Source organism: Ottowia thiooxydans DSM 14619 (assembly GCF_000422885.1).
Lineage (GTDB): Bacteria > Pseudomonadota > Gammaproteobacteria > Burkholderiales > Burkholderiaceae_C > Ottowia > Ottowia thiooxydans.
On record NZ_AUGX01000036.1, the window covers coordinates 16,375 to 40,172 of the forward strand.

The 23,798-nt window shown below is 57.6% G+C and carries 26 protein-coding genes; 9 read left to right on the plus strand and 17 right to left on the minus strand.

Features of this window, described 5'->3' with window-relative positions; genetic code table 11:
• Positions 1-169: 169 nt before the first annotated feature.
• Genes G518_RS0121535 through G518_RS36275 form a run of 3 tightly spaced genes read right to left on the minus strand, consistent with a single transcriptional unit; the run spans position 170 to position 2,311 of the window.
• Positions 170-1,105 carry a ZIP family metal transporter gene (locus G518_RS0121535; RefSeq protein ID WP_425414301.1) on the minus strand — a complete coding sequence of 312 codons (936 nt, stop codon included), beginning with the start codon at positions 1,103-1,105 and terminating at the stop codon, positions 170-172.
• A gap of 2 nt (positions 1,106-1,107) precedes the next feature.
• Entirely contained in the window at positions 1,108-1,746 is a 639-nt protein-coding gene (locus G518_RS0121540; protein WP_028604310.1) for a superoxide dismutase, read from the minus strand.
• A 31-nt stretch (positions 1,747-1,777) separates the two neighbouring features.
• Entirely contained in the window at positions 1,778-2,311 is a 534-nt protein-coding gene (locus G518_RS36275; protein ID WP_245598072.1) for a DUF2325 domain-containing protein, read from the minus strand.
• A 216-nt stretch (positions 2,312-2,527) separates the two neighbouring features.
• Here G518_RS36275 and G518_RS0121550 point away from each other — a divergent pair, with 216 nt between their 5' ends.
• The 3 genes from G518_RS0121550 to G518_RS36280 all read left to right on the plus strand — a co-directional run bounded on the left by G518_RS0121550 (position 2,528) and on the right by G518_RS36280 (position 6,337).
• Positions 2,528-2,914: a universal stress protein gene (locus tag G518_RS0121550; RefSeq protein WP_028604311.1), complete on the plus strand. Its 387-nt coding sequence runs from the start codon at positions 2,528-2,530 to the stop codon at positions 2,912-2,914.
• Between the two features lie 154 nt (positions 2,915-3,068).
• Positions 3,069-3,881: a M48 family metallopeptidase gene (locus tag G518_RS0121555; RefSeq protein ID WP_028604312.1), complete on the plus strand. Its 813-nt coding sequence runs from the start codon at positions 3,069-3,071 to the stop codon at positions 3,879-3,881.
• A gap of 134 nt (positions 3,882-4,015) precedes the next feature.
• On the plus strand, positions 4,016-6,337 hold the full coding sequence (locus G518_RS36280) for a heavy metal translocating P-type ATPase (RefSeq protein ID WP_084652092.1): 2,322 nt from the start codon (positions 4,016-4,018) through the stop codon (positions 6,335-6,337).
• 17 nt (positions 6,338-6,354) lie between these two features.
• On the opposite strand, the gene G518_RS0121565 is transcribed toward G518_RS36280, so the two are convergent.
• The 7 genes from G518_RS0121565 to G518_RS0121595 form a co-directional block, all read right to left on the minus strand.
• Complete coding sequence (locus G518_RS0121565; RefSeq protein WP_156909492.1) at positions 6,355-7,014, minus strand: DsbA family protein; 660 nt, start codon at positions 7,012-7,014, stop codon at positions 6,355-6,357.
• The gene (locus G518_RS0121570; protein ID WP_028604314.1) at positions 7,011-7,463 is read right to left on the minus strand and encodes a disulfide bond formation protein B; all 453 of its coding nucleotides are present in this window, start codon (positions 7,461-7,463) and stop codon (positions 7,011-7,013) included. Before G518_RS0121570 ends, G518_RS0121565 begins: the two co-directional genes overlap by 4 nt.
• Positions 7,456-7,977, minus strand: coding sequence for a signal peptidase II (gene lspA / locus G518_RS0121575; protein WP_028604315.1), 522 nt, complete (start codon positions 7,975-7,977; stop codon positions 7,456-7,458). The genes G518_RS0121570 and lspA overlap by 8 nt, the downstream gene beginning before the upstream one ends.
• A gap of 253 nt (positions 7,978-8,230) precedes the next feature.
• Positions 8,231-8,596 carry a hypothetical protein gene (locus G518_RS0121580; RefSeq protein WP_156909493.1) on the minus strand — a complete coding sequence of 122 codons (366 nt, stop codon included), beginning with the start codon at positions 8,594-8,596 and terminating at the stop codon, positions 8,231-8,233.
• A gap of 151 nt (positions 8,597-8,747) precedes the next feature.
• Complete coding sequence (locus tag G518_RS0121585; RefSeq protein WP_169457984.1) at positions 8,748-9,581, minus strand: VOC family protein; 834 nt, start codon at positions 9,579-9,581, stop codon at positions 8,748-8,750.
• 75 nt (positions 9,582-9,656) lie between these two features.
• A complete protein-coding gene (locus tag G518_RS0121590) occupies positions 9,657-10,622 on the minus strand; it encodes a Bug family tripartite tricarboxylate transporter substrate binding protein (RefSeq protein ID WP_028604318.1) in 966 nt (321 codons plus the stop codon).
• 35 nt (positions 10,623-10,657) lie between these two features.
• On the minus strand, positions 10,658-12,049 hold the full coding sequence (locus G518_RS0121595; RefSeq protein ID WP_169457985.1) for a carboxylesterase family protein: 1,392 nt from the start codon (positions 12,047-12,049) through the stop codon (positions 10,658-10,660).
• A gap of 92 nt (positions 12,050-12,141) precedes the next feature.
• Between G518_RS0121595 and G518_RS36285 the strand changes: the two genes are divergently transcribed.
• The 4 genes from G518_RS36285 to G518_RS0121620 all read left to right on the plus strand — a co-directional run bounded on the left by G518_RS36285 (position 12,142) and on the right by G518_RS0121620 (position 14,088).
• Entirely contained in the window at positions 12,142-13,104 is a 963-nt protein-coding gene (locus G518_RS36285) for a LysR family transcriptional regulator (RefSeq protein WP_051237224.1), read from the plus strand.
• Positions 13,105-13,120: 16 nt separating this feature from the next.
• Positions 13,121-13,369, plus strand: coding sequence for a hypothetical protein (locus G518_RS0121605; RefSeq protein ID WP_028604320.1), 249 nt, complete (start codon positions 13,121-13,123; stop codon positions 13,367-13,369).
• A 24-nt stretch (positions 13,370-13,393) separates the two neighbouring features.
• Positions 13,394-13,693 (plus strand): hypothetical protein, encoded by a 300-nt coding sequence (locus G518_RS0121610; protein ID WP_028604321.1) that lies wholly within the window; start codon positions 13,394-13,396, stop codon positions 13,691-13,693.
• A gap of 101 nt (positions 13,694-13,794) precedes the next feature.
• Positions 13,795-14,088, plus strand: coding sequence for a hypothetical protein (locus G518_RS0121620; RefSeq protein WP_028604322.1), 294 nt, complete (start codon positions 13,795-13,797; stop codon positions 14,086-14,088).
• Positions 14,089-14,602: 514 nt separating this feature from the next.
• Here the strand turns inward: G518_RS0121620 and G518_RS36290 are convergent.
• Positions 14,603-15,292, minus strand: a complete 690-nt coding sequence (locus G518_RS36290) for a TetR/AcrR family transcriptional regulator (RefSeq protein ID WP_084652096.1) — start codon at positions 15,290-15,292, stop codon at positions 14,603-14,605.
• Between the two features lie 72 nt (positions 15,293-15,364).
• Here G518_RS36290 and G518_RS0121635 point away from each other — a divergent pair, with 72 nt between their 5' ends.
• Positions 15,365-16,984 (plus strand): 4-hydroxyphenylacetate 3-hydroxylase family protein, encoded by a 1,620-nt coding sequence (locus G518_RS0121635; RefSeq protein ID WP_028604324.1) that lies wholly within the window; start codon positions 15,365-15,367, stop codon positions 16,982-16,984.
• Positions 16,985-17,050: 66 nt separating this feature from the next.
• On the opposite strand, the gene G518_RS0121640 is transcribed toward G518_RS0121635, so the two are convergent.
• The 4 genes from G518_RS0121640 to acuI form a co-directional block, all read right to left on the minus strand.
• A complete protein-coding gene (locus G518_RS0121640; RefSeq protein ID WP_028604325.1) occupies positions 17,051-17,635 on the minus strand; it encodes a TetR/AcrR family transcriptional regulator in 585 nt (194 codons plus the stop codon).
• 62 nt (positions 17,636-17,697) lie between these two features.
• Positions 17,698-18,405: an SDR family oxidoreductase gene (locus G518_RS0121645; protein ID WP_028604326.1), complete on the minus strand. Its 708-nt coding sequence runs from the start codon at positions 18,403-18,405 to the stop codon at positions 17,698-17,700.
• Between the two features lie 63 nt (positions 18,406-18,468).
• Positions 18,469-19,386: an enoyl-CoA hydratase/isomerase family protein gene (locus G518_RS36295; protein ID WP_084652098.1), complete on the minus strand. Its 918-nt coding sequence runs from the start codon at positions 19,384-19,386 to the stop codon at positions 18,469-18,471.
• A 46-nt stretch (positions 19,387-19,432) separates the two neighbouring features.
• A complete protein-coding gene (gene acuI / locus G518_RS0121655; protein ID WP_028604327.1) occupies positions 19,433-20,419 on the minus strand; it encodes an acrylyl-CoA reductase (NADPH) in 987 nt (328 codons plus the stop codon).
• 185 nt (positions 20,420-20,604) lie between these two features.
• Here acuI and G518_RS0121660 point away from each other — a divergent pair, with 185 nt between their 5' ends.
• The gene (locus G518_RS0121660) at positions 20,605-21,513 is read left to right on the plus strand and encodes a LysR family transcriptional regulator (RefSeq protein WP_169457986.1); all 909 of its coding nucleotides are present in this window, start codon (positions 20,605-20,607) and stop codon (positions 21,511-21,513) included.
• 25 nt (positions 21,514-21,538) lie between these two features.
• Here the strand turns inward: G518_RS0121660 and G518_RS0121665 are convergent, their stop codons facing one another.
• Complete coding sequence (locus tag G518_RS0121665) at positions 21,539-22,510, minus strand: Bug family tripartite tricarboxylate transporter substrate binding protein (protein ID WP_028604329.1); 972 nt, start codon at positions 22,508-22,510, stop codon at positions 21,539-21,541.
• A complete protein-coding gene (locus tag G518_RS0121670; RefSeq protein WP_051237225.1) occupies positions 22,489-23,697 on the minus strand; it encodes a 4-oxalomesaconate tautomerase in 1,209 nt (402 codons plus the stop codon). The genes G518_RS0121665 and G518_RS0121670 overlap by 22 nt, the downstream gene beginning before the upstream one ends.
• Between the last annotated feature and the right edge of the window lie 101 nt (positions 23,698-23,798).

Consider the following 23,798-nt stretch of genomic DNA (forward strand, 5'->3'; position numbering starts at 1 on the left):
CACGCACGGCTTCGACAGGCTCAGCCCGAACGGTATTTATCAATCGAAATCGTCTTAGCGTTTGACGAGAACCGTAGAACCTCAACGCGAACGTATTTTTTGCGGTTGTCAAAGGGCCTAGGCCTTTTTCACGGCGAGTGAAATTCAAACCTCATGAGTACGCATCAGCTCATGCGAGTGCGGTGTCAAGTACCATCATCAGCACGAATCCCGCCATCAATCCTGCCGTGGCAAACACCTCATGGCCTTTCCGGTGAGATTCAGGGATGATTTCGTGGCTGACCACAAACAGCATGGCTCCGGCAGCCAGCCCCAATCCCCAAGGCAAGGCCCCTGCGTAGCTCATGATGGTGGCGCCAATCACAGCGCCCACTGGCTCTACCAGGCCTGACGCTGCGCCCAGCAACACTGCAAACCCACGCGGGTAGCCAGCCGCCAACAGCGCAGCCGCCACGATGAAACCCTCAGGAACGTCTTGTATCGTGATGCCGATGGCCAGCGCATGGGCCATCAGCCCTTCATTGGCGCCATAGCCCACGCCAATAGCCAATCCTTCTGGCACGTTGTGCAGCATGATGGCGATGACAAAGAGCCAAGTGCGGCGCAGCTTGGTCGCCTCCGCACCTTCACGGCCTTTGATGAAGTGCTCGTGCGGAAGCATACGGTCCAGGGCCAGCATCGCTGCGCCACCCAGCAAGATGGCCGTGCCAATCACCGCACCCGCGCCCCAACCTCCACCACCCCATACGTTCGATTCGCGCGCGGCCTGCAAGCCCGGGATCACGAGAGAAAACGCGCAGGCAGCGAGCATGACACCCGCGCCAAATCCAAACAGCGTGTCTTGCGTGCGCTCGGAAGGCCGTTGCGCGAACAGCACTGGCAAGGTGCCAAGCGCGGTGGCCAATGCAGCGGCAGAACCCGCAAGAAATGCACCCCGGACGGCTGGCTGGGTGAGCAGGCCATTCCAGACCATCACGCAAAGTACAGGCACCCCGATGGCGTAAATGACGAGGCCAATCAGGGTTCGCAGCCGCACCGCTCGCTGCGGCCACCCTTGGCGCATACGCGATGACAGTGTGGCAGGTGTGGGCGAAGCTTCGGCCATTTTTACCCGCCGGTCGCGGCTTTTCGTGCGTCTGCGTATCGACGGGCGACTTCATCCCAATCAATGACGTTGTAGAACGCAGCGATGTACTCAGGACGCCGATTTTGATACTTCAGATAGTAGGCGTGCTCCCATACATCCAGCCCCAGAATTCCTGTATTCCCAGAACCTATGCCACGCATGGCGGGGTTGTCCTGGTTGGCGCTGCTTTCCACGCTGAGCTTTCCTTGGGGGCTCATGGCAAGCCACGCCCAACCGCTGCCGAAGCGGCTCAGTGCCGCTTGCGTAAAGGCGGCTTTGAAGGCGTCCAGGCCGCCCAGATCTGCATCGATGGCACGGGCGAGATCACCGCTAGGTGCCCCACCACCTTGGGGCGACATCACACGCCAGAAGAGACTGTGGTTGGCATGCCCGCCGCCGTTGTTGCGCACAGGTGCGCGCAGTTTTTCAGGCAGGGTTTCGACCTGCGCGATCAGCTCGTCTAGCGACAGTTCAGCGAAGGGAGTGCCCTCCAAAGCTGCGTTCAGGTTGTTCACATAAGCTTGATGATGCTTCGTATGGTGAATCTCCATGGTCTGCGCATCAATGTGAGGCTCAAGAGCGTCGAAGGCGTAGTCGAGAGGGGGCAATGTATAGGACATGTGTATTGAGGCTGTAGATATCAAGAAAAACTTAACGCCCTGCTGGCATGGGGGCTTGCAACGGAGCGAAATCGTCCGGCTGCTCAGATGGATGTATGCGCACAATGCGCAGCGCGCCGGGCTGCTCCACCAGTACGCAGGTCTTGCCGGTGCGCTTGCAGTGGTCTTCCACGCGCCAGTAAGCGCCATGGCTGATGCAACCGGTCTGGCAAACCACCAGATCAGCGCAGCGCAAGCTGTGCTCCAGCCAGTCGGCATCAGACTCATGACCATGAAGGTGCATGAGCGTGGAATCCCGCTCATGCTCCGCTTCGATCTCATCCTCCGGCCGAAGGGCCATGGCATCCAGCAACTTGCGGCGGTCTTCTCGTTCCCAGGCCAAGACGCTATCTCGCACGATGAGCGAGGCTCGCAGGCGCACCTGCTGCTGTTGCAGGCGCTCAATCTCTTGCGCCTGCGCAAGCACCTGATGGCCGCAGCGCCGTTGCAGCGCGCCATACTGGCGCAGCAGCACGCTGTGTTCCCGCGCCATCGCATCAAAGTCTTTGTCAGGGTACGGTCTCACACGCTCGGTCTCCAAGTTTTGACACCATGCATTTCGGGCAGCTAAAGTGGATTAAGTTTATATTAAATGAGAACCATTCGCATTTAATTAACCACACCCGCACAAGGTGTTCAAGATCTACTACTCCGGCGCTCGCCAAGCGCGAAGCACCGAGCTATGCTTACAAAAGCGCACGCCGCTTTCCCGTCCGACAACTCCACCTATGAGAGACACCGCATGACCATCCTCGTCGCCTACGTCACCCGTCCCGAAGGCTTGGCCGCCTTGGAAAAAGGCATAGAAATCGCCACGCGCCGCAATGAGCGCCTAGTCGTCGTGAACGCGGGAGCGGGCGGCCGCGACGAATCGATCATTGACGGCTATGAAGGCGAACGCGTGGCAGAGCGGCTCTCCAAGCTGCCTATCCAGGCGGAACTCAAGCACTTCGTTCGCGGTAAAAGCACTATCGAAGAAATCGAGGACCTGGTCGACGAACTGGAGGTATCGGTCTTGGTCATCGGCCTGCGCAAGCGCTCGCCAGTGGGCAAACTTCTGCTGGGCAGCATGGCTCAAGACATCCTGCTGAACGTGTCCTGCCCCGTGCTGGCGGTCAAGGCGCCTTAATCGCGAAGATTCGGTCTGGTTGGTATGCTGATTACCTGGATTGCCTGGATTGACCGGGTTGAACAGCGCCTTCGGTCGCTATTTCAGATCGCAGCGCCAATCCACTTGACTATGAAGTGGCTCCATAGTTTTTAATGGCGGCATGAAACCCAACATGAGTGTTCACCGCCGCAATTTTTTTCTCACCGCAGGAGCGTCGTGCCTGTGCTTCGCTGAATCCGCTCAGGCGCAGGTGGATGTAGGCAAGCCCTCTGCCATGCGGCGCTTGGTGCCCGCTGCTGAGCTGGAAGCTGCAGCGATTGCGCAATACAAGAAACTGCTTGCAGAGGCCAAATCCAAGGGCGTGCTGGTAGCTGATGGGAACCCGCAGCTGCAACGTCTGCGCGCTATCGCCGCCCGGATTGTGCCCTTGAGCGCGCAATGGAATGACCGGGCAAAGGATTGGCGCTGGGAAATCAATTTGATCAACAGCAAGCAGATCAATGCGTTTTGCATGCCAGGCGGAAAAATCGCGTTCTTCACGGGCATTCTTGACGAGCTCAAGTTAACCGACGATGAGATTGCGATGATCATGGGCCATGAAATGGCACATGCCTTGCGTGAACATGCCCGTGAGCGCCTGGCCAAGACACAAGCCACCAACATGGGCCTTTCACTGGGCGCCCAGTGGCTCGGCCTAGGGGAGTTGGGCAATGCCGCTGCGGGCGTAGGCACCCAGCTCCTCGCACTGCAATTCAGCCGAAGCGACGAAACCGAGGCGGATCTCGTGGGCCTGGAATTGGCCGCACGCGCAGGCTACAACCCCAACGCGTCTGTCACCTTATGGCAAAAAATGGGCAAGGCCTCCGGCAATTCAGGTGGCTTGAAATTTTTATCCACGCACCCCTCCGGGCCGAATCGCATCAAGGAACTACAGACCAATGTGCCCAAGGTGCAAGGCCTGTACGAGAAAACACGCCAACGCTAGCTCGGCGCGGCTGCAGACTCGCCCGCCGCGTTTTCTTCTGTTCCCTGCAATATGCAGCCCAGGCAGCTCTGCCGAAAAACATAATTTTAGAAACCTCTTGACCTTGAAGTAACTACAGGGTTTCAAATAGAGGCATGAACGAAAAAATCCTAGCCACTCCTGCACACTCCTGCTGCGGCAAGGCGGCATGCGAAGAACCCTCCAAACCGAAAGCCAGCCCCAAGAACTCACCTCAGGGCGCCGGAACCACTTTCCGCATTCCCACCATGGACTGCAGTGTGGAAGAGTCTGAAATCCGCCAGTTGCTTGAGCCCATGCCGGGCATTCGCGCCCTGGTATTTCGCCTGAGCGCCAGGACCTTACGTATCGACGCCACAGAGCAGGCCCTGCCGGGTGCGCTGGCGGCGCTCAAGAAGGCCGGGTTCGAGCCCACGCCAGTGCGCGCGGATGCAGCGGCCACGCAGCCCACAGGTACTGCACATACGCATGACCACGGCGCAACACACACCCATGGTGAAGACCATGATGATGAGCACGACCACACAAATGGTTTCAGTGGTGGTATCTGGCGCATGGTGGTGGCGTTGGTGTTCGCCATTGGTGCGGAAACGATTTCGTTCTTTGCACCGGAGACCACCGCCTGGAAGATAGGCGGCATGGCTGTGGCGCTGGTGGCCATTGGTCTAGCAGGTCTTGAAACCTACAAGAAGGGCCTGGCCGCCCTGTTCAGAGGCAAGCTCAACATCAATGCCCTGATGTCCGTGGCCGTGACAGGTGCATTCCTCATAGGCCAGTGGCCAGAAGCCGCCATGGTCATGGCCCTGTACGCCATCGCTGAGTTGATTGAGGCCAAGGCCGTTGACCGAGCCCGCAACGCCATCCAGGGACTGCTGGCCATGGCGCCCGAAACAGCATTGGTAAAAGACGCCAATGGTGCATGGGCTTCGATGCCGGTGGCGGAAGTGACTCTGGATGCCACAGTGCGTATCAAGCCAGGTGAGCGCGTTCCGCTAGATGGGATTGTCACCAAAGGCACGGGCGCCATCAACCAGGCACCCATTACCGGGGAAAGCATTCCCGTTGACAAGCAGGCCGGTGACCCCGTGTTCGCAGGCACCATCAATGAGACGGGGGAGTTGGAGTTCCGCGTCACATCGGCCGCAGGCAACACCACGCTCGCCCGCATCATCCATGCTGTAGAGGAAGCCCAAGGCACGCGCGCGCCCACTCAGCGCTTCGTAGATCGCTTCGCAGCGATCTACACACCGGCCGTGTTCGCCATTGCGGTAGCCGTGGCCGTGTTGACACCCTTCTTTCTGGGCATCACCTGGTTGGAAGCCCTCTACAAAGCGTTGGTCTTGCTGGTGATTGCCTGCCCATGCGCGCTAGTGATCTCCACACCTGTGACTGTGGTGAGCGGCCTGTCTGCAGCTGCACGCCGGGGCATTCTTATCAAAGGGGGTACTTACCTGGAGAACGCGCGCTTGCTCAATGCGGTTGCACTGGACAAAACCGGCACCATCACGGAAGGCAAGCCCAAACTGGTGGCCTGGCGCACTTGGGGGGATGCCAATGACGCGGCTGTCCAAGCGCAGGCGGCGGCTATGGCGGGCCGGTCAGACCATCCTGTCTCCAAAGCTATCCTGCAAGGGCTGGGCATGGAGGTTTCAGAAGTTGAGGATTTCAAGGCTTTTCCAGGTCGTGGTACGGAGGGATTGGTAGCAGGCGAACGCCTGTTCCTGGGCAACCTGCGCCTCATCACTGAGCGCGGATTGAGCGATCCCCAGCTCGAAGCCGAGCTGATACAACATGAGCAACAGGGCCGCACCCTGAGCCTGCTGGCCAACGAAACGCAAGTGCTGGGCATCTTTGCGGTGGCAGACACCATCAAGGAAAGCTCCAGGCAAGCCATTGCAGACCTTAAGGCGTTGGGTGTGACCTCGGTCATGCTGACAGGAGATAACGCCATGACGGCTCAAGCCATTGGAAGTCAGGCAGGCATCGTGGATGTGCGTGGTGATCTGCTGCCGGAAGCCAAGCTGCAAGCCATCAAGGACATGCAGAAACGCTATGGGCCGACGGGCATGACCGGCGACGGCATCAACGATGCGCCCGCATTGGCGCAAGCGGACGTAGGCTTTGCCATGGGTGGTGCAGGGACCGATACCGCCATGGAAGCCGCCGATGTCGTCATCATGAATGACAACCTGATGCGGGTGGCAGAAACCGTGCGCCTGTCCAAACGCACCCACGCCATCCTCTGGCAAAACATCAGCCTGGCGCTGGGTATCAAAAGCGTATTTTTTGTGCTGGCGGTGTTTGGGACCGCCACCATGTGGATGGCGGTTTTTGCCGACATGGGTGCCAGCCTGCTGGTGGTGGCCAATGGATTGCGGCTACTGCGCGGCGGCAAAGAGGCTGGGCCTGGCCAAGCCCCACCGGCACACGCCAACTAGGGCTCTGGTTTGGGCGGCTACTTTGGATACACGCGTTGGACTTCTTCATCGACCAACGCTTTCAGTTGCTCCACTCCAAACACTTTGAGGGGCCGGCCATTGACAAAGAAGCCCGGTGTCCTGGTTACCTTCAACTCGTTAGCGTCTGCAATATCCTGCTTCAGGACCGCAAGAACTTCAGGAGACGCCGCATCCGCTCTGGCCTTGGGCAGATCCAGGCCAGTGCCGCCCACAAATTCCCATATCAGTTCAGGGTTAGGGGCATGGTGTGCGGCCCACTGAGGTTGCGCCCGTAATGCGGCCTCCACCACTGGCCAGAACTTGCCTTGCAAACGCGCGGCCTCAAGGATTTTGATCGCCACATCCGAGCCTTCATGCAGCGGTGCATAGCGCACAACCAACTGAACCTTGCCGCGCTGCCCATCGACCATGCTTTTCACAATAGGATAGAAAGCGCGGCAGGTTTCGCAAGCGGGATCGAAGAATTCAACGATTCTGACTTTGGCCTCCCTGAAGCCATAGACGGGTGAATGCGCCCTGTTGAATACGGAGTTGGGCTCGCTTGCGAGCTGTGTCAAGGCCTGCTCCTGCTGGTTGAAATGGCGATATACGCCAAAAGCAAACCCCAGAAGCACCAGAAGGCCGCAGAGAACGATGGTCAGTTTCTTATTGATCATTTTTTAGTGTCTTTCCTTGCGGCCATCAAAAGCAGCAAGATGATTGAAAACGCCACGAGGGACATCAACGGGATCGTGATGAAGCCCACCAACTCAAGCTTTTGCTCTGCACATGAAGCACCCTTGCCGCAGGGCTGAATGCTTTTGGGAATCAAGCCGGAATAGAGAAGGCAGTGGTAGAGAGCAATGAGCCATCCCACCGCCGCAAGGGGCAGCGCGTACTTCACGCCGCGGGCATCCTGCGTGTAGGCCGCCACGCCCAGAATGAGCACCAGAGGAAACATGGCAATACGCTGATACCAGCACAGCACACACGGCTCCATGCCCTTCACTTCACCCAGGAAAAGCGCCCCCAAGGTGGAAACCAGGGCAATCAGCCAACTCACCAGCAGCAAGCGCCACTGCCGCTCCGAGGTGCGGCACGGATTCGATGCGGAGGGGCTAGTCATTGGAGCCTCCAGGGCGCTGAAAGGCTGACCAAACTAGAAGACCAGCGCCACACACAATGCCAATATCTGCGATGTTGAACGCGGGCCAATGCCAACTGCCGGCGTAGAAGTCGAGAAAATCGACAACATACCCCCGCATGGCACGGTCCAGCCCATTGCCCACGGCACCACCCAGCACCAGAACGTACCCCAGCCACTCACGCCAAGGCAGAGGTTTTCTCAAGGCAAAGATGATCCATACCGAAACGATCAACGCGATCGCACCAAAAAAGACCCGTTGCCAGCCGCCAGCGTCGGCCAGAAAACTGAAAGCCGCCCCGTAGTTCCACACGTGAACGAGATTGAAGAAAGGGGTGATCGGTTGGCGCCAGCCATACGGGGTGAAATCATGTACCCAGTACTTGATGCCTTGATCCAGCAAGACGATGGCCAAAGCGATGCCATAGGCCATCACACGGAGAGGCAAGGTACGGCAGACAGAGCCCGCGATCCCATGCCGGATTGAAGAAGACATAGCTCAGCTCAAAAAGTTGAAATCCAGGCCGCGCAGCGGCGCCAATAAGGCAGCGCCTGCCTACACGGGTCAGCAATGACAGGAATTAAGGAGCGGCTGAAGAACCCAATGCAGAAGGCTGGGCGATCGGGCCGGGGCCAGTGTCTAGTGGCGAATAACCAGCGCTATTTGCCAACCATCCGACACCGCAGACTGAAGCCCGGTGCCCCACGACACCAGACAGCTCAGCATCGAGAGAGATTCTTCAAAGCCCTCAACGAATTGGAGGTTTGAGAATCGGACCTTGTTCAACACTGGCGACACGGGTGGTCAGCCAGGAAAACTCGCCTCGCACGGGGCCAGCCACCTTCTGGAGCCACTGCCCATCTGGAATGGCAGCCTGCTGGCAGGCATGGCAGTTGCCGCACACGCCGCAGGAGGATGAGGAATGGCAGTCCAACGAATGGCTGGAACTGAGGGATTGGGCACTCTCCGCACCCGTGCACACCTCGCTCGCGGAATGCCCTATGCGCGCATCTTGCGTCATATTCATGGTGTGAACGCCAGCCGAAGGCAAGCCCGCAACAGCGAGCTGGCTGGAAGTCAACAGCAGGAACAATACGATGAAGAGACGGTACATGAAGCCAAGCATCCGGGTGGATAAGGATCCACCTGCGAACATCAGGATTCTAAAGGCGCGGGAAAGAAAGGGCTGAGGGTGCACCAGCCCGACCACGAGCCCAGCTTGCTTCAAGAACCAAGATCAGAATGCACGCTCTGAAGAGCCAAGGTCAAATGGCCGGCTGTTCAAAGAAGTGAACCACTCCCAGAGCTTCTTCTGCTGGCACGATGACTTGATCAAGCAATCGCTTCGCTCGGAATCCGGCTTGCGCCAGAAAGGCGTTAGTGTCATCCAAGTTTTTCACCGAAAAACCGACCGCTGCAATAGAGGGGGTTGGTGGAAACAGCGAGCCAGGATAGAAGCCCGCCATATCTTCAACTGCAACGAATTTCAATCTGTTTTGGTTGGGGAGGGTAATCTCGAAAAAATTCGACCGCTCGACAAAAGGCTGCCCTGTAAGAACAGAGTACCTGGCCGCCGTTGCTGCCGGATCCAGGCTTTGCAAAACGATGCTGGATATTCCAATGGTCCCGTTCGCATGCTGCAGGTGTCTCGGCTGATGGATCAGCTCTGGAGTGCGGTGATAGGCCGCCTGCATCAAGCCTTCGGGTTCGCTCCCCAGATGCACGCATTCAAACGAAGCGGTCTGTTTTCCTGTGGCGGTTTCCACATCACGCTGTAGATGAACGACTCCAGACGTATTGACCCCGCTTGCTTTCGCGCGGTGATCAACAGTTTCAGGATTCTGGCAGCCAAAACAAATGATGTGAGCACCCTGAAATTTGTCTAGAAACTTTCCCCATCCCCAGTCGAGTTTTCCGGGATTAACAATGCCGAGAAGCTCCACATAGTTGTGGGGAAACACAGCGCATCGGTTGCCGGTGGCCATCAGTTGAACGGGCTCACCCACCTTGGATGCACCGGAGTGCACTGAAAGCTCAGAGAGCGTAAAACCCATGCGCTCGTAAAGGGACGATGCTGCATCCAGATCATGCACCGCCACACCCACATGGTTGATGCTGTCTATATCACCGCGAGAAAGATCACTCATTCCAAATCTCCTAAAAATACTTCCGTCTTATTCGACCTTGATGTCGGCAGCCTTGATCATCTTCGCTTTGTATTCGAAGTCTGACTGCACGAAGGCTTTGAAATCCTTGGGAGAGCTTCCAACTTCGGCGTATCCAAACGCTGTGACTTCCTTGGCGATGAATTCTGGGTCCTTGAACATAGTGACCACATCCGCCCTCACCTTTTCCAAGGTAGCCTGAGGCGTGCCTTTAGGCGCAAACAGACCGAACCATGAGCGCAGATTCAACCCAGGAAAGCCGGCCTCAGAAAACGTGGGGACATCAGGCATGATGGGGATTCTTTTGGTGCGGTCTACAGCCAACGGACGCAGCGTTCCCGACTTGTAGTGACCTATCCAGTTCGCGCCACCCAGGGTCACTTCTGTCTCACCTGAAAGCGTGGCATTCAGGGCCGGGGCAATCCCTTTGTACGGAATCTGCGCAATAGCTGCGCCGGTTTGAAGGCGCAAGGTTTCAAACAACAAATTGGGTTGGCTACCAGGGCCGAATGACGCGTAGTTCAGCTTCCCCGGCTGTGCTTTGGCCAGCGCAATCAGATCGGACATGGTTCGCGCTTTGACCGCCGGGTTCACCACCACGATCAATGGCAAGTCAATGAGCTGGGTTACAGGCTCCAGATCTTTCAAAGCGTCAAAAGGCAATTTGGCGTAGAGATGTGGGTTGCTCGTAATACTGGAGTCGCTGGTGAACAGCAAGGTGAGTCCGTCAGGAGCAGACTTGGCCACATAGTCTGTGCCAATGATGGTGGCGGCACCCGGCCGGTTATCGACCATCACCGGCTTGCCCCACATTTTTCCCAGTTTTTCTGCCACCCCCCGCGCCATGGCATCCACTCCTCCGCCGGCAGGGTATGGGACCACAAGGCGCACAGGGCCACTTGGATAGCTTTGCGCCGCAACGGAGACGCTCAGGCTCGCGAGGAAAACGAGCAATGCTTTCTTTATAAAGTTCATCATGGATCTCTAAAGTTGAATGAAAAAAGCAGGCTTCAGATCTGGTCAAAAGCCATCAAAAACGGTTGTGCGGGCTGATACGGCGCCCAATCTTCCACATCCGGTACGCCTCGTTTGGCGAAGCTCAGGATCGCGTGGCTGAAATGCGCAGCCAACGGCTTCAACTCTTCAATGTCAAAGCCCTCCAACATCGGTGCGTCAGACCATTGCTCGAGGTTGTCAAAGAAGAACGGGAGATCAAGGCAATGTGGTGCATACAGCGATGGCTGCCTTGTCTGCAGATCGAACCGGTAGGCGTACACACAGGCCTGGCCTGCGACATAGTCAGCTACGCGAAGCGCAGGTCCAACAAACAGCTCGTCCGATATGCCGTCAACCCATTGCGTATACGGATTGGCGCGTGGCCTGCGAGAGGCGGTCAGCCGGTAGGTGTGTGAAGCACTCTCGCCGTGAGTGGCTTGGTACCACGCGACGACACTCTCTGGGTCTTTCTTGATGTCCTCCGAGGCGCGCCAATAAAAGGCCGCGGTCTCTTCTCTAGTAAATCCGATCAGCATCTCCGAGCAATGCGTGGACGCCGGCTCGTCAACAGGGGCCATCAGCGTCGTCTCATCAACATACGGCCGAAAGATCGGTGAAATGGATCCGGCCACGGCGCGCCCTTTGCTCAATGTCCCCACGGCTTCAATTATTTTCTCCGAACTCACCGAGGCGAGGTCTTTGATGTCTCTCGCGCCAAGTAAGCGCATCAGGTCGTTCGTGCTGTCCTGCGCCTCCTCCAGAGACGAATGGATTTCCCCGGGATAGCTCATCAGGATGACTCTCTTGAACAGTCCTTTGGCTTCGTTAGATTTGGCAAGGGCCAAAGTCAAAAAGGCGCCCGCAGATTGCCCCGCCAGCGTGACGTTGGAAGAGTCGCCGCCGAATGCTGCAATATTTGATGAGACCCAGCGCAAGCCAGTGAACACATCGAGGATGGCGTTGTTTCGGGGTACTTCAGGGTTCGCGATATTGCCCCAGGCCCCCAGGCGATAGTTCATCGTCACGATGACGACTTCTCCTTTGGAGGCCAGCCGAGCGCCGTCATACCAGCGCACCGCACCTCCGGAGGTGAATCCTCCGCCATGTAAAAACACGATGACAGGAAGTCCTTTCGCTCCTACTGGCGTGCTGATGTTCAAGGTGAACGCCTGATCCGATTGCACGTGCGCTTCTACGGCTCTGCCCATGATGGAGGCCAGCCGGCTCTCCGGCTGCGGAAACACAGCAGGCTGCTGAGTGCAATCGAGAATGTCGCCCCAAGCCTTGAGCGGCGATACGGCACCAAAACTCCCCAACGGACCGATCGCTTCCCCATAAGGAATGCCGCGATACGTTTCAACCCCTGCCTCCAAGACCCCTTGAACTCGACCGAGCGATGTTTCCACAATTGGCATTTGCCTAGTACCCTTCACTGTTTGCTGAGGCCAATTCTCAACAGTGCTAACGTGACGGTAAAGTGAATTTTTGGGAGCACCAGATGAAGAATGTTCACATCGAGGGCAAGGCCATACCCGATGATGAAAAAATCGTGAGCCGGCTGAAGATGCGGCATCTTTCCGCCGTTCTGGCCATTGCCCGTGCAGGCAGCCTGCAAAAGGCAAGCCAGGAACTGGCGCTCAGTCAGTCAGCAGTTTCCAAGACATTGACTGAAGCGGAAGAGCTGGTGGGTCTGAAGTTATTCGATCGATCCGCCAATGGAGTGAAGCCCACCCTGGTGGGTGAAGTCATCATCAGGTACAGCGCCAATGTCACGGCGAATACCAAGCAAGCGTCTGACGAATTTCGCGCGCTTCTGCGGGGAGAGTCCGGAAAGCTGACGGTGGGCATCTTCACGCCCGTGGCTTGGTGGGATGCACTGTCTTCGTGCATCTACGATTTTCAGAAATTGGCCCCCATGGCGCGCCTCACGATTCGCCAGGGCGGCATTGAAGATCTCATGGCTTCGCTTCGCGACAATGAGTTGGATATCGTGCTGGGGCGCTGGAACGAAGAGCGTCCGCCTGGCAACATTTCCGTCGTTCCACTGCTTGATGATGGTGGCCCCAGGTTCGTCACGCGTGCCGACCACCCGCTGATTGGAGGGCCAGTCTCCATGGAGCAATTGATGGCGTTTCCGTGGTTTCTCCCCGAACCGCCCAATATATTGCTGACAGCGCTGGAAGCTATGCTTGAGGCCGCCGGACTTTCGCTTCCGAACCGAGTTATCTACTCACACGCCTACACCATCAATCTCGCAGTCTGTGAGCGAACAGACATGATCTCCATCTTGCCCGCCTACGTACTGCCAAGGATCAGGACCTTGTATGGACTGCGGCCATTGGAAATTGATCTACCGTTGAAAACCGTTCCCCTTTCTGCGTTTCTGAATGCTGACAAACCGATAGAGCCCACCACCAAGAAATTCCTTGATCGACTCAAGGAGATCAGCAGTGGTCGTTAACTTGCCTCCCAAAAGCATGAAGAATCGAGCCCTCATCCGATTTGCTTGCAAGCTCGCAGCCGTGCTGTTCTTGCTGCTTGCGCTGTGGAGCTTTCTATGGATTGCTTCCTCGTACAGCATGGCATTTACCGAGTGTTCCGGAACCTATGAACTGTTTTCACCCAATCCGCGTTGCCGGCAACCCGCCATTGCAAGTCTGCTGGCATTGGCGAGTTTTATCGGGGCTATCGCCGCACTTTTCATCGCACGCCGGTTCCGCCCCTAAGAACCCGCTCAAGGTCCTTCTGTGATGCAACCAACCACCGATAGAGAGAAGATCCTGGCTGCAAGCTTGTGCGAGATCCGTTCGTTACTGGCAGGCTACCTTGGCAGCCATAACGAGGCCAGCCTGGAAGTCCGCCAAGCCGCTCATTTGGCTTACGCAACTCACAACCTGGCTCAATCTGTCCTTGAGGGAAGCCAAGGTGATGTCCGCGTTTGTTTGAGTGCGATCCGCGCCGCGGATGAAATGCTCGGCAGCGAGTTCTCGAAAACTCTCGCGGCGTTGGGGCTTGAGGTGAAGGCTTCACCCGGTTCAGGGGGCGAGTAATTCAGATGTCACGACCCTGAGCACCTTCTACCGCACTGAAGCATCGTTCGACACCGTTGACCTGAGTACCAGCCAATCCGAACCAGCGAACCCACATCACCATGATCTTTGCTGAAATGGAATACCCAGAAGACTACTGGGACTTTCACGGTCAACTAAAGGACTTCCTGTCCGCTCACTTTGCGCACATTGATTCAGGCTTGCAAGGTGACTCCTGGTTCTGGATCTATGACGGTCAGCAGAAGGTGGCTCTGGATACGTTCTCTTCGATGAAGCATCAGATCAAGTCCGCTGCACCGTGCGAACACGTGCAATTGGTCATCAAGACTCTTCAGCTCAGATACAAGGTGAATGTTTATCCCGAGCCTGAAGTAGAAGGAACCGAGGATTTTTAGAAGGCCCAATCCGCGCTGGTTAGTCACCTTAGCGTCGTGCTCAACGGACGCGTCTACACCGTCCACCCGCGTGACGATGCTCTGCTGCTGTACGAGACTTTACCGAGCAGCAGCATGAGACCAAGTCCAGAATTTAATACCGCCATTGCGGAACTATGAAAAAAAGATTCCTCTCGATTTGCATCCCCCTCGTAACGATGATCCTGGGCTTTTCTGTATATCTTGTTTTGGCATATTTATTAAATATTCCGTCCCAGACAATTTATGTCGCGATCACAGTTGGATTTCTACTTGCTTTCTTCGAGGTGCAGGTAATTCGAACGCTCCCGCTCGACGTCATTCAGTACAGCCTGTTGGATGGAACCATATTTCCATTTTTCTCATTGGGTATTGCAACAGGCATGATTTTTTGAAAAGGATAGCGTCACGCTGCGGGTTCATAACCATTGCAGAGGCATAGCGGATCGACGTGAAATATCCGCGCTAGTCGCGCGCGGAAGGTATGCCGCAACGGTTACGCCGAGTTCAAATTAAGTAGTCGATCCAGGTACACCCGATACAGCTCTCTGGATTCTTGCTTGAACATGCGTATGCGCCCCGTATGACTCAGCACCAGCAGCCCCACCGCGTACGCGAACAAGGCGGTGACCTCCGCTAGGGCTTTCTCTGGTGAAAGCCCAAGGGCCTCCAAGCCTTGCTGGATGGGCTGCAGCGAGTCTCTCAATCGCTTGTTGAGGGTTTCATTCAAGGCTGGCGTCAAACCACGCGGCTGCATTCCCTGAAACAGATAGAAGCCCAGATCGAGGTCCCTGGGGTTCTCGCGGTAGAAATCAAAAAAGGCTTCAGCGGCGGCTCGTGTCGTCTTGGCCGCTGTGCGGCTTGATTTTGACGCCGCCACCGTGACACGTTCGTTCAACCGCTCCAGCGACTCCCCAAGCAGAGCGCCATAGACCTCTTCCTTGCTGGTGAAGTAACTGTAGATCGCGCCTGGTGTATAGCCCGCTTGCTGGGCAATCTCCCTGATGCTGGTGCCTTCCAGACCTCGCTCAAAGAAGACCTTGCGCGCCGCGTCCAGCACCAGGGCACGGCGCACATCCACGAGGGCCTTTTGCCGTTCGTCTCTGGCGTTACTCGGCGCTTTCGAAGGCTTCTTGCCAGTGGGTGCACGCGTGCCCGAGGTATCTGAGGTTTCGGTTAAAGCCATGTGCAAATTCTACTATTGATCAATTAATTGAACAGTGTTTAAATTGTCAAACCCACAAGAAGGACAAAGACAATGGACAAGACGACGATCGCTTTCCCACAGGCCAAGCTCATGACTGGCGATGAGTACCGTGAGTCACTCAGACGCTATAAGCCTGTCGTTTATGTAGATGGACGACTGGTAGACAGTGTGGCCGACGAGCCCGCGTTCACGCCTGGGGTCAATGCCTTGGCGTTCACCTACGACTTTGCCCTGAACCCCCAATACGCCCCCATTGCCCTGGCTACACAGACTTTCCGAGGAAAAGTGGTCAACCGCATGCTTCATGTCAATGAGTCAGCAGGCGATCTACTCAACAAGCTGGAGGCTGTGCGGGTGCTTTGCCAGGAGACCGGATGTGCCCAGCGCTATCTGGCGCACGATGCCATGAACGGCCTTTATCAGGCCGTGGCCCATATCGATGACGCCAGGGGTACTACCGAGCACCGCGAGCGCTTCGCCGCCTACCTGGCCGAAGTGCAAGACCGCGACCTGTCGCTCGGTGTGGCCATGACGGATGCCAAAGGTGATCGCAGCAGGAAGCCTCATCAACAGGCGAACCCAGATACCTACGTACACGTCGTCGAGCGCAATGCAAAAGGGATTGTGATCAGCGGCACCAAGGCCATCGTGACCGGCGGCCCCTACATGCACGAACTGCTGGTGATGCCCAGCCGCAACATGGGCCCTGAAGACGAAGCATTCGCCGTCTGTTGCGCCGTGCCTGTGGATGCTCCAGGGATCACCATGGTTTCCAGGCCGGCAGGCCGCCCTGGTGAGAAGCTGGAACATGGCGATGCACTGTTCTCACGCAAGTACGGCCAGGCTACCGCCGTGGTCATCTTCGATAAGGTCTTTGTGCCATGGGACCGAGTGTTCTACGTCGGCGAGTGGGAACACAGCCACGTGCTCACCTACAGCTACGCAACCCACCATCGCCACAGCTGCATCGCCGCCCGCGCTGGCTTTGGAGATCTTCTCATCGGCGCTGGCGCGCTGATGTGCGAAGCCAATGGCCTGGACCCCGCCACCAAGAGCAACCTGCGCGACCCCATGGTCGAGCTCATCAAGATTACCGAGGGCTTCTATGCTTGTGGCGTGGCGGCCAGCGTGTACGCCACCAAGGATGAGCACAGCGGCTCCTTCATGCCCGACCCTGTGTTCAGCAACATTGGCAAACTCTTGCTCGCCACGCAGATCTACGACATGCACCGGATTGCGCATGAAGTCTCCGGCGGCTTGATCGTCGCGCTTCCCGGCCCGGATGAAGACCACAACCCTGCGACATCCGCCAAGCTCTCAGCAGTTCTACAGGCCAACACCAGCGTGCCCTATGAAAAGCGTATCCAGACGGCGCGCTTCATTGAAGACCTGACCGCGTCCTACCAGGGAGGTTGGTACTCAGTCATCAGCTTGCATGGAGGTGGCTCACCCGCTGCAATGAAACAGGAAATCTGGCGCAACTACCCCGTGGGATCGAAAGTGGAACTGGTGGAACGCCTGCTCGACCGAGGCGTTTTGCATGACGAGAAACGCGCCATCACGCAAAACCGTCAGCCTGGGCGATGCTGCGACACGGGTTGCACTACGCCTGGCCAGCCTGTGATGGTGCCGCTGCCGGTGAGCACCAAGGCGATGGTGGCCCCGGAGTAAGTCAAGCTGAAAGCGGGCGGTTAGTTCTCAAGTTCAATGAGGCCTGAACGCCTTGCAGTGCTTTGCTCAATTGCCTGGCGCATGCAAAAGCACGTCGAAGACGACCGCGCTGAAGTCCTTGAAGGGCTCGTCGTTCTTCGCGACTTTCATCCGGACCAGCGCGCCTTGCCAAGCGTTCAATATGAAGCGACCCAACAGTTTCGGGTCGGAGGTGTTGGCGATATCGCCTTTCTCCTGCGCCTGATGCACCACTTGTGCGATGGCACGGCTCCACGCCTCAAATACCTCGGCGAACGCAGCGCGCGATGTGGCGTGGGTATCGGCGATCTCTGAGCTCATCGTACCCAGAAAGCAACCAGCGGTGTAGTCACGGTCTTTGACGATCTTCCAGTTCGCCCGGAAATGCCGACGCAGCCGCTCTATTGGCGCGTAGCGCTCGTCGCGCAACACATCAATCCCGTTCGACTCCACGTAGAGCTTGAGAGCCTCAAGTGCGAGGTCCTCTTTGCCCTTGAAGTGGTTGTAGAACGAGCCTTTGGGCACGCCCGCGGCATCCGTCAGGTCCTGGATACTGGTGGCGTTGTATCCATGGGCCTGAAACACCTCGAGTGAGGCGTCCACAATCTGTTGTCGAACGCTGTGCCGTGCCATGGGATGTCTGATAGTGCTGAAAGGAAATGCGAACGCCGATTGTGCACCTGTCAGTGGCGGCGTTATACCCCCAACGCCGCCGCGCGCAGGTAAACGCCCGACGAAAGGCCAGCCTTGACCTGCCGCGCAGGCTCATCTGCCAGCACCTCCTCCTGCCCAGCCTCCACGGCATCAAAACCCTGGCCCACCACCTCATCTGGTGTCACTTTAGGGCCGCCAAAGCCCTTTGCCATGTCGGTGTCGATGAACCCGGCATGTAGACCGATCACCAGCGTACCCTGCCCATGGAGTTCGCTGCGCAATGCGTTCGTCACGCCCCACGCTGCAGCCTTGGCCACGCAGTAAGCGCTGAGCGCTGGCGCGTTCATCCAGCTCAAGGCCGACAACATGTTCAAGAGCGCGCCTCCTCCGTTGTGCTTCAACACCGGAGCGAAGGCTTGCGCCACGGCGAGCATTCCAAACACATTGGTATCGAACTGCTGTTTAAGGATGGGGGTGTTGGCCGCCGTGGCAATTCCGCCTGGCAGCGAGATGGCGGCATTGTTGATGACAAGAGTGACATCGGACGCGAGCGCCGCAGCAGCGGCGACCTGAGCCGGGTCCGTTACGTCCAGACGAACCGGGACAACCCCTTCAACCCGGACGCTTTGCGGGTCACGCGCCGCAGCGTAGACCTTGCGTGCGCCCCGGGCAAGCGCCAGTCTGGCGAAAGTCGCGCCAAGTCCCCTGTTGGCACCTGTAATGAATACGACCGAATCTTTGATCTCCATGGAAACTCCTTTGACTTCAGTAGAGGGGTATGCAACACGCAGCGGCGAGCGCCGCTGCCCTGGTTATGGGGTTGGCTTGATAGCTCCAAGGTAATCGCCCAGACGCAGCTCCACATCCAACCCCTTCTCGCCGATGGCGCGTCCAAGTTGCGTCATACGCGATGGGAAGCCCGGGTTCGCAAGGGAACGGCTGTACTCGGCGTACGCCGCGCGCAGGTCTGCGTCTGGCGGCAAGGTGGCACGGTTGACTTGAGCCTTGGCAGCCATTAGCGCCGGCCTGTCGAAGGATGCCAGCCGGGCCGCCATGGCATCGACCACGCGATCAAGCTCTGCATCTGCCACCGTGCGCGTGACCCATCCGTAACGCTCGGCGGTATCGGCATCGTAATCCTGGCTGCCCAGGATCGCTTCGAGCGCTCGATCCCGGCCGATAAGGCGCGGCAGTCGCTCGGAGCCACCACCACCGGGCACGATACCGGTGCCAACTTCGGGTTGCGAAAATAGGGCTTGTTCCCTGCTGGCATAGCGCAGATCCATCGCCAGCGCCAGCTCATTGCCGCCTCCGCGGGTGCGCCCGCGGATCTGGGCGATGCTGACGAATGGCGCCCTCGACAGACGCAGCACCAGATCCACCCAAGCCGGAGTGGTGTCATCGCCTGGCACCATGGGAAACTGGCTCGCTTGGCGCAGATCGAAGTGGTTAAAGAAGAATTTCGGCGTGGCGCTGGCAAAGATCACGACCTGCACCGAGTCGTCATCACCGAGCTCCTTCACTACGTCTCTCAGTCTCGAAACCGTGGCGGGGCCTATGAGATTGGCGGGTGGATTAGCAAAGGTGACTTTTCGAATCTTCGGGGAGACGACCTCTACTGTGACTGCGCCAGATGGCAGTACAGCCGATGATTGTGCGCGGGCGCCGGTCCCCAGCAATGCAGCTATTGCGAAAGTGAACGCCGCAAACACGCGGGCACGGGATGTCATGTGGTGCTTTCTCATTTGTTTTGGCTTTGTGCAACTCTTGTAGAGATCAGGCATTGACGTCCACAAGCGTGCGTCCTCGAACACCGCCTTTCAGCACTTGCGCTGCCAGCCCCGGCGCATCAGCCAAGCCTATGACCGTAGTCATGCTTTCCAGCAAAGCAGGGTCAAGGTCCGTGGCCAGCCTTGACCACGCTTGCTCGCGCAGTTTCATAGGCGCATTGACGGTGTCGACACCGGCCAGGGTGACGGAACGCATAATGAAAGGCACCATGCTGGCCGGAAGGTCCAGCCCCTGCGCGAGGCCTACCGCGGCTACCGTGCCCCCGTAGCGAGTTTGTGCCAGCACGTTGACCAACGTGTGACTGCCGACCGTGTCCACACCGCCTGCCCAACGCTCGGCGCCTATCGGGCGTTGCGCAGGGGAAGAAAGCGTCGCACGGTCAATGATTTCTGCTGCCCCAAGTGAACGTAAATACGGTTCTTCTGAAGCGCGCCCGGTAGAGGCCACCACGCGGTACCCAGCCTTGGCCAGCAGCGCGATAGCTACCGAACCCACGCCACCTGATGCTCCGGTGACAACAACATCACCCCCCTGAACACCCCCGCGTTCCAGGGCCAGCACGCACAGCATCGCAGCATAGCCAGCGGTTCCGATGGCCGCAGCCTGACGCGTCGACACGTTTGGCGGCAGCTTGACCAGCCAGTCGCCTCGCACCCGCGCACGCTGTGCGTAGCCGCCGTTATGAGTCACCCCGGCCTCAAAGCCATTGAGCGTCACTCGGTCACCCGTCTGAAATGCCGGATTCGACGATGCGGTCACCACGCCCGCCAGGTCAATGCCCGGGATCATGGGGAAGCGCTTGATGATGTTGCCTGCGCCCGTGATTGCCAAACCGTCCTTGTAGTTGACGGTGGAGTATTCGACGGCAATGGTGACGTCGCCCGCGTCGAGATCGGCGTCGCTCAGGTTCGTGACAGCGGCTGTGAGTTTGCCGTCTTGTTGAGTGACCCGCACACCTTTAAAAGTTTCCATGGATGTTCCTTTTTGAGTTGACGGACATCGATCTGAAGACCCGTCGCGAGGATTCGCTGGTGCAAATTCTAATATGACCGGTCATCTTATGCAAACTGGTGAATGCAAAACCTCCAAAATATTCGCTCGCTCTCAATGACGAGTCACGTCGGCCAAAGAATGAAAGATGCACCTAAAATGAAATGATGACTCGCTTCGACCTGCTCTCCCTACAGATGTTGCTGTTTGTCGCGGAGACGGGAAGTGTCAGTAAGGCGGCAGAAAAATCCAACCTCACTGTCTCGGCTGTCAGCAAACGATTGCTGGAGCTCGAAGCACAACTTGGTGTAGTACTGTTTGATCGTTTGCCTCAGGGTGTGCGATTGACGCCAGCCGGCAGCGCCGCAGTGCAGCGCATCAATGAGGTCATGCCTATTTTTGGCAAGCTTCAGGTTGATTTACAAGCCTACGTGAAAGGCGATGCGGGTATTGTTCACATTGCCTCCAACACTTCGGGAATCGCTGCCGGGCTGGCGCGTGAACTGGAAAGCTTCAAGGCGCAGTACCCGCAGGTCGATCTTCGGCTGGAAGAGCTAACCAGTGCACACGTCATTGAAGCCGTTGCCGAAGGACGTGCCGATCTTGGGATATGTGCCGCCAGCGCACCCCTGTCATCTCTTGCATCCTCACCCTACCATGCCACGCCACTTGTACTTGCTGTGCCGGCAGATCATCCATTGACAGGACGTGGCTCAGTCACCTACCAGGAAAGTCTTGCTTATCCCCACATTGGGCGCACGCAAGACAGTGCACTCGCATGGTTGCCACCGGGGACTGAGGCTGCTCCTGTTTCGCCCTCTATCTCTACGCTGGTTACCAGTTTTGCCGCCGTACTCGCACTAGTGCGTGCCGGCACTGGGGTAGCAGTGATTCCCATCGTGGCGCTCAAAAATGATTCACTCGGCGGGATACAGATCGTCGAGCTGAGCGATGCATGGATGACGATGGAGCTGATCGTCGTCTTTGACCCGCTTCGCGTGCTGCCGCCCGCTGTCTCACGTGTGCGCGCACATCTTGTGGCGTCGACCGACAAAGCACGCATTGGCGGTTTCTAAGGCGTGTTCACACTAGTGCTGCTGGCTAATCCAGTTTGACGTTTGCGTCGGTGATCACCCTCCCCCATTTTGCTTTGTCATTGCTTACCAGTTTGGCGAACGCAGTGGGAGTGTCATAGCTCGGTTCAAATCCGTCGGCGATCATTTTCTTGCTGATCTGTGGATCCTTCACATAGCTCACAATGGACTCATTGAGGCGTGCGACAACGGCAGGGGGTGTACCTGTTGGAACTGCAACTCCCCACCACTCGTCGGCTACGTAGCCCGGGACTCCCGATTCTGCGACGGTCGGCACATCAGGCAGAGCGGCTGAACGTTGCTGGCCTGTGGTCGCAAGCACCCTCACCTTGCCGCTCTGGATGAATGGCAACGCGGCGCCAAGAATGGCGAACATGACTTGGATTTGCCCACCCATCAGGTCATTGATCGCCGGGCTGGTGCCGCGGTATGGCACGTGCATCAAGTTCACACCCGCCATCTTGTTGAACAGCTCAGCCGGCAGATGACCAGCGGCGCCGTTACCGGCTGACCCATAAGACAGCTTGCCGGGCTGCGCCTTCGCAAGTTGGACCAGTTCCTTCACGGACTTGGCGGGCACTGCCGGATTCACGATGAGCGCAAACACAGTAGATGCCACCCGACTGATGTGGATCAGCTGCTTTTCCGCGTCATACCGCAGTTTGGGATACAAGCCTGGGTTGATCGACGATACACCAGCTGTAGTCATGAGTAAGGTGTAGCCGTCGGGTGCTGCCAACGTTACAGCTTCTGCGCCGATAGCACCACCAGCGCCGGCTCGGTTTTCCACCACAACCGGCTGCGAGTAGGCGTCTGTCAAATGTTTGGCCAAGTGCCGCGCCAGAATGTCCGTGCCGCCGCCTGCGGGAAATGGCACCACCAGTTGCAACGCCTTGCTCGGATAGGCCCTCTGAGCCCAACTGGTTGACTGGATGGACAGCGCTGAAATCGCGGCAGTCAGCAGGTTTCGGCGGCGCATGGAAAGTCCTTTGAAGAAGTGGGCAATGAGGTTTCAGTTGAAGAAAGGTCCGATAGCGCTTCGACGGGCAGATAGACCTCGCCAGCAAACAATCGCCGTGCGGTTCTCACAAGGGCAGCCGACGCGACGTGCAGTTGGTCGGCGCTGCTGCTGCGCATCTTCACCTTGACGTGTATGAGGCCAGCAGGGTGTTCGATGCTCAGATCACCGCCGGATGGCGGACCACCCACTTCGCGCAACAGATCACTGGCGACTGTGCCTGGGATCAGGCAGGACGCCCCCAAGCAAACCGCACCAGTCACCGCAAAGGAAGTGTGGCACGTGTAAGGCATGAAATACCTGCCGGTGATGACCCCGCCGTGGCGCGGCGCAGCGACCAGTGTCAACTTTGGCATCTCGAGCTTTGACACATCGCCTAGGCCCATCAGCGCACCGGCCTGGCAACGCAGCTCCTCTACACGAGCGCACAGGACTGCATTTGCATTAAGCACCTCTGCCGACTCGTGGCCGCTTATGCCGAGGTCTGACGCCAGCACAATAGCCATGGGTACTGCTGCATCCACACAGCTGATGCGCACGCCGTCAACCATATCGATAGCACGCCCCGTGGGCAGCAGTGCTCCGGTCTTTGAACCCTCGACGTCCAGAAACTCGACGAGTACCGGGGCGGCGCAGCCGTGTACGCCGTCTATGCGTGCATTACCCTGATAGGAGGCTTTGCCGTTCAGTGTCACGACCTGCTCATCGATGCGCTTGCCGGTGTTGACGTTGAAAATGCGTACCCGGGTGATGTCTTTCCCGGGGTGTACCAGACCTGAATCCACAGCAAAGGGCCCCACTGCTGAAAGCATGTTGCCGCAGTTCACCGAGTAGTCGATGGTGTTTTTGTGTACGCAGATCTGGCCAAAAAGGTAATCGACATCAACCCCTTCCCGGGATGAGCGGGAAATGATCGCGACCTTGTTGGTCAGTGAATCGATGCCTCCGATACCGTCGATACGGCGCGGTTCGAGTGCACCCATGACCCGAAGTAGAAGCAGGTCACGCTCAGTTCCTGGCGGCGGCAGGTCTTGATCGAGAAAGAAAGGTCCCTTCGAGGTTCCTCCCCGCATGAGCACACATGGCACTTTGTACTGATCGGATTCCCTGGTCACCGTATGACGGGTGAGAGCGGTTTGAGAAGTCATGTCGCTGATTGTTCATGGGGCCACTGCGGGGAGCAATCAATGAATCGGATAAGCCGGTTATCCAATTTATTGATACCGCAGCGCGCTTAACGGAAGAAACT

Coding starts and splice junctions, on each gene's coding strand:
- G518_RS0121535 (WP_425414301.1), bottom strand. CDS start 1,105: ATGGCCGAAGCTTCGCCCACACCTGCCACACTGTCATCGCGTATGCGC.
- G518_RS0121540 (WP_028604310.1), bottom strand. CDS start 1,746: ATGTCCTATACATTGCCCCCTCTCGACTACGCCTTCGACGCTCTTGAG.
- G518_RS0121550 (WP_028604311.1), top strand. CDS start 2,528: ATGACCATCCTCGTCGCCTACGTCACCCGTCCCGAAGGCTTGGCCGCC.
- G518_RS0121555 (WP_028604312.1), top strand. CDS start 3,069: ATGAGTGTTCACCGCCGCAATTTTTTTCTCACCGCAGGAGCGTCGTGC.
- G518_RS36280 (WP_084652092.1), top strand. CDS start 4,016: ATGAACGAAAAAATCCTAGCCACTCCTGCACACTCCTGCTGCGGCAAG.
- G518_RS0121565 (WP_156909492.1), bottom strand. CDS start 7,014: ATGATCAATAAGAAACTGACCATCGTTCTCTGCGGCCTTCTGGTGCTT.
- G518_RS0121570 (WP_028604314.1), bottom strand. CDS start 7,463: ATGACTAGCCCCTCCGCATCGAATCCGTGCCGCACCTCGGAGCGGCAG.
- lspA (WP_028604315.1), bottom strand. CDS start 7,977: ATGTCTTCTTCAATCCGGCATGGGATCGCGGGCTCTGTCTGCCGTACC.
- G518_RS0121580 (WP_156909493.1), bottom strand. CDS start 8,596: ATGTACCGTCTCTTCATCGTATTGTTCCTGCTGTTGACTTCCAGCCAG.
- G518_RS0121590 (WP_028604318.1), bottom strand. CDS start 10,622: ATGAACTTTATAAAGAAAGCATTGCTCGTTTTCCTCGCGAGCCTGAGC.
- G518_RS36285 (WP_051237224.1), top strand. CDS start 12,142: ATGAAGAATGTTCACATCGAGGGCAAGGCCATACCCGATGATGAAAAA.
- G518_RS0121605 (WP_028604320.1), top strand. CDS start 13,121: ATGAAGAATCGAGCCCTCATCCGATTTGCTTGCAAGCTCGCAGCCGTG.
- G518_RS0121610 (WP_028604321.1), top strand. CDS start 13,394: ATGCAACCAACCACCGATAGAGAGAAGATCCTGGCTGCAAGCTTGTGC.
- G518_RS0121620 (WP_028604322.1), top strand. CDS start 13,795: ATGATCTTTGCTGAAATGGAATACCCAGAAGACTACTGGGACTTTCAC.
- G518_RS36290 (WP_084652096.1), bottom strand. CDS start 15,292: ATGGCTTTAACCGAAACCTCAGATACCTCGGGCACGCGTGCACCCACT.
- G518_RS0121635 (WP_028604324.1), top strand. CDS start 15,365: ATGGACAAGACGACGATCGCTTTCCCACAGGCCAAGCTCATGACTGGC.
- G518_RS0121640 (WP_028604325.1), bottom strand. CDS start 17,635: ATGGCACGGCACAGCGTTCGACAACAGATTGTGGACGCCTCACTCGAG.
- G518_RS0121645 (WP_028604326.1), bottom strand. CDS start 18,405: ATGGAGATCAAAGATTCGGTCGTATTCATTACAGGTGCCAACAGGGGA.
- G518_RS36295 (WP_084652098.1), bottom strand. CDS start 19,386: ATGACATCCCGTGCCCGCGTGTTTGCGGCGTTCACTTTCGCAATAGCT.
- acuI (WP_028604327.1), bottom strand. CDS start 20,419: ATGGAAACTTTTAAAGGTGTGCGGGTCACTCAACAAGACGGCAAACTC.
- G518_RS0121660 (WP_169457986.1), top strand. CDS start 20,605: ATGACTCGCTTCGACCTGCTCTCCCTACAGATGTTGCTGTTTGTCGCG.
- G518_RS0121665 (WP_028604329.1), bottom strand. CDS start 22,510: ATGCGCCGCCGAAACCTGCTGACTGCCGCGATTTCAGCGCTGTCCATC.
- G518_RS0121670 (WP_051237225.1), bottom strand. CDS start 23,697: ATGACTTCTCAAACCGCTCTCACCCGTCATACGGTGACCAGGGAATCC.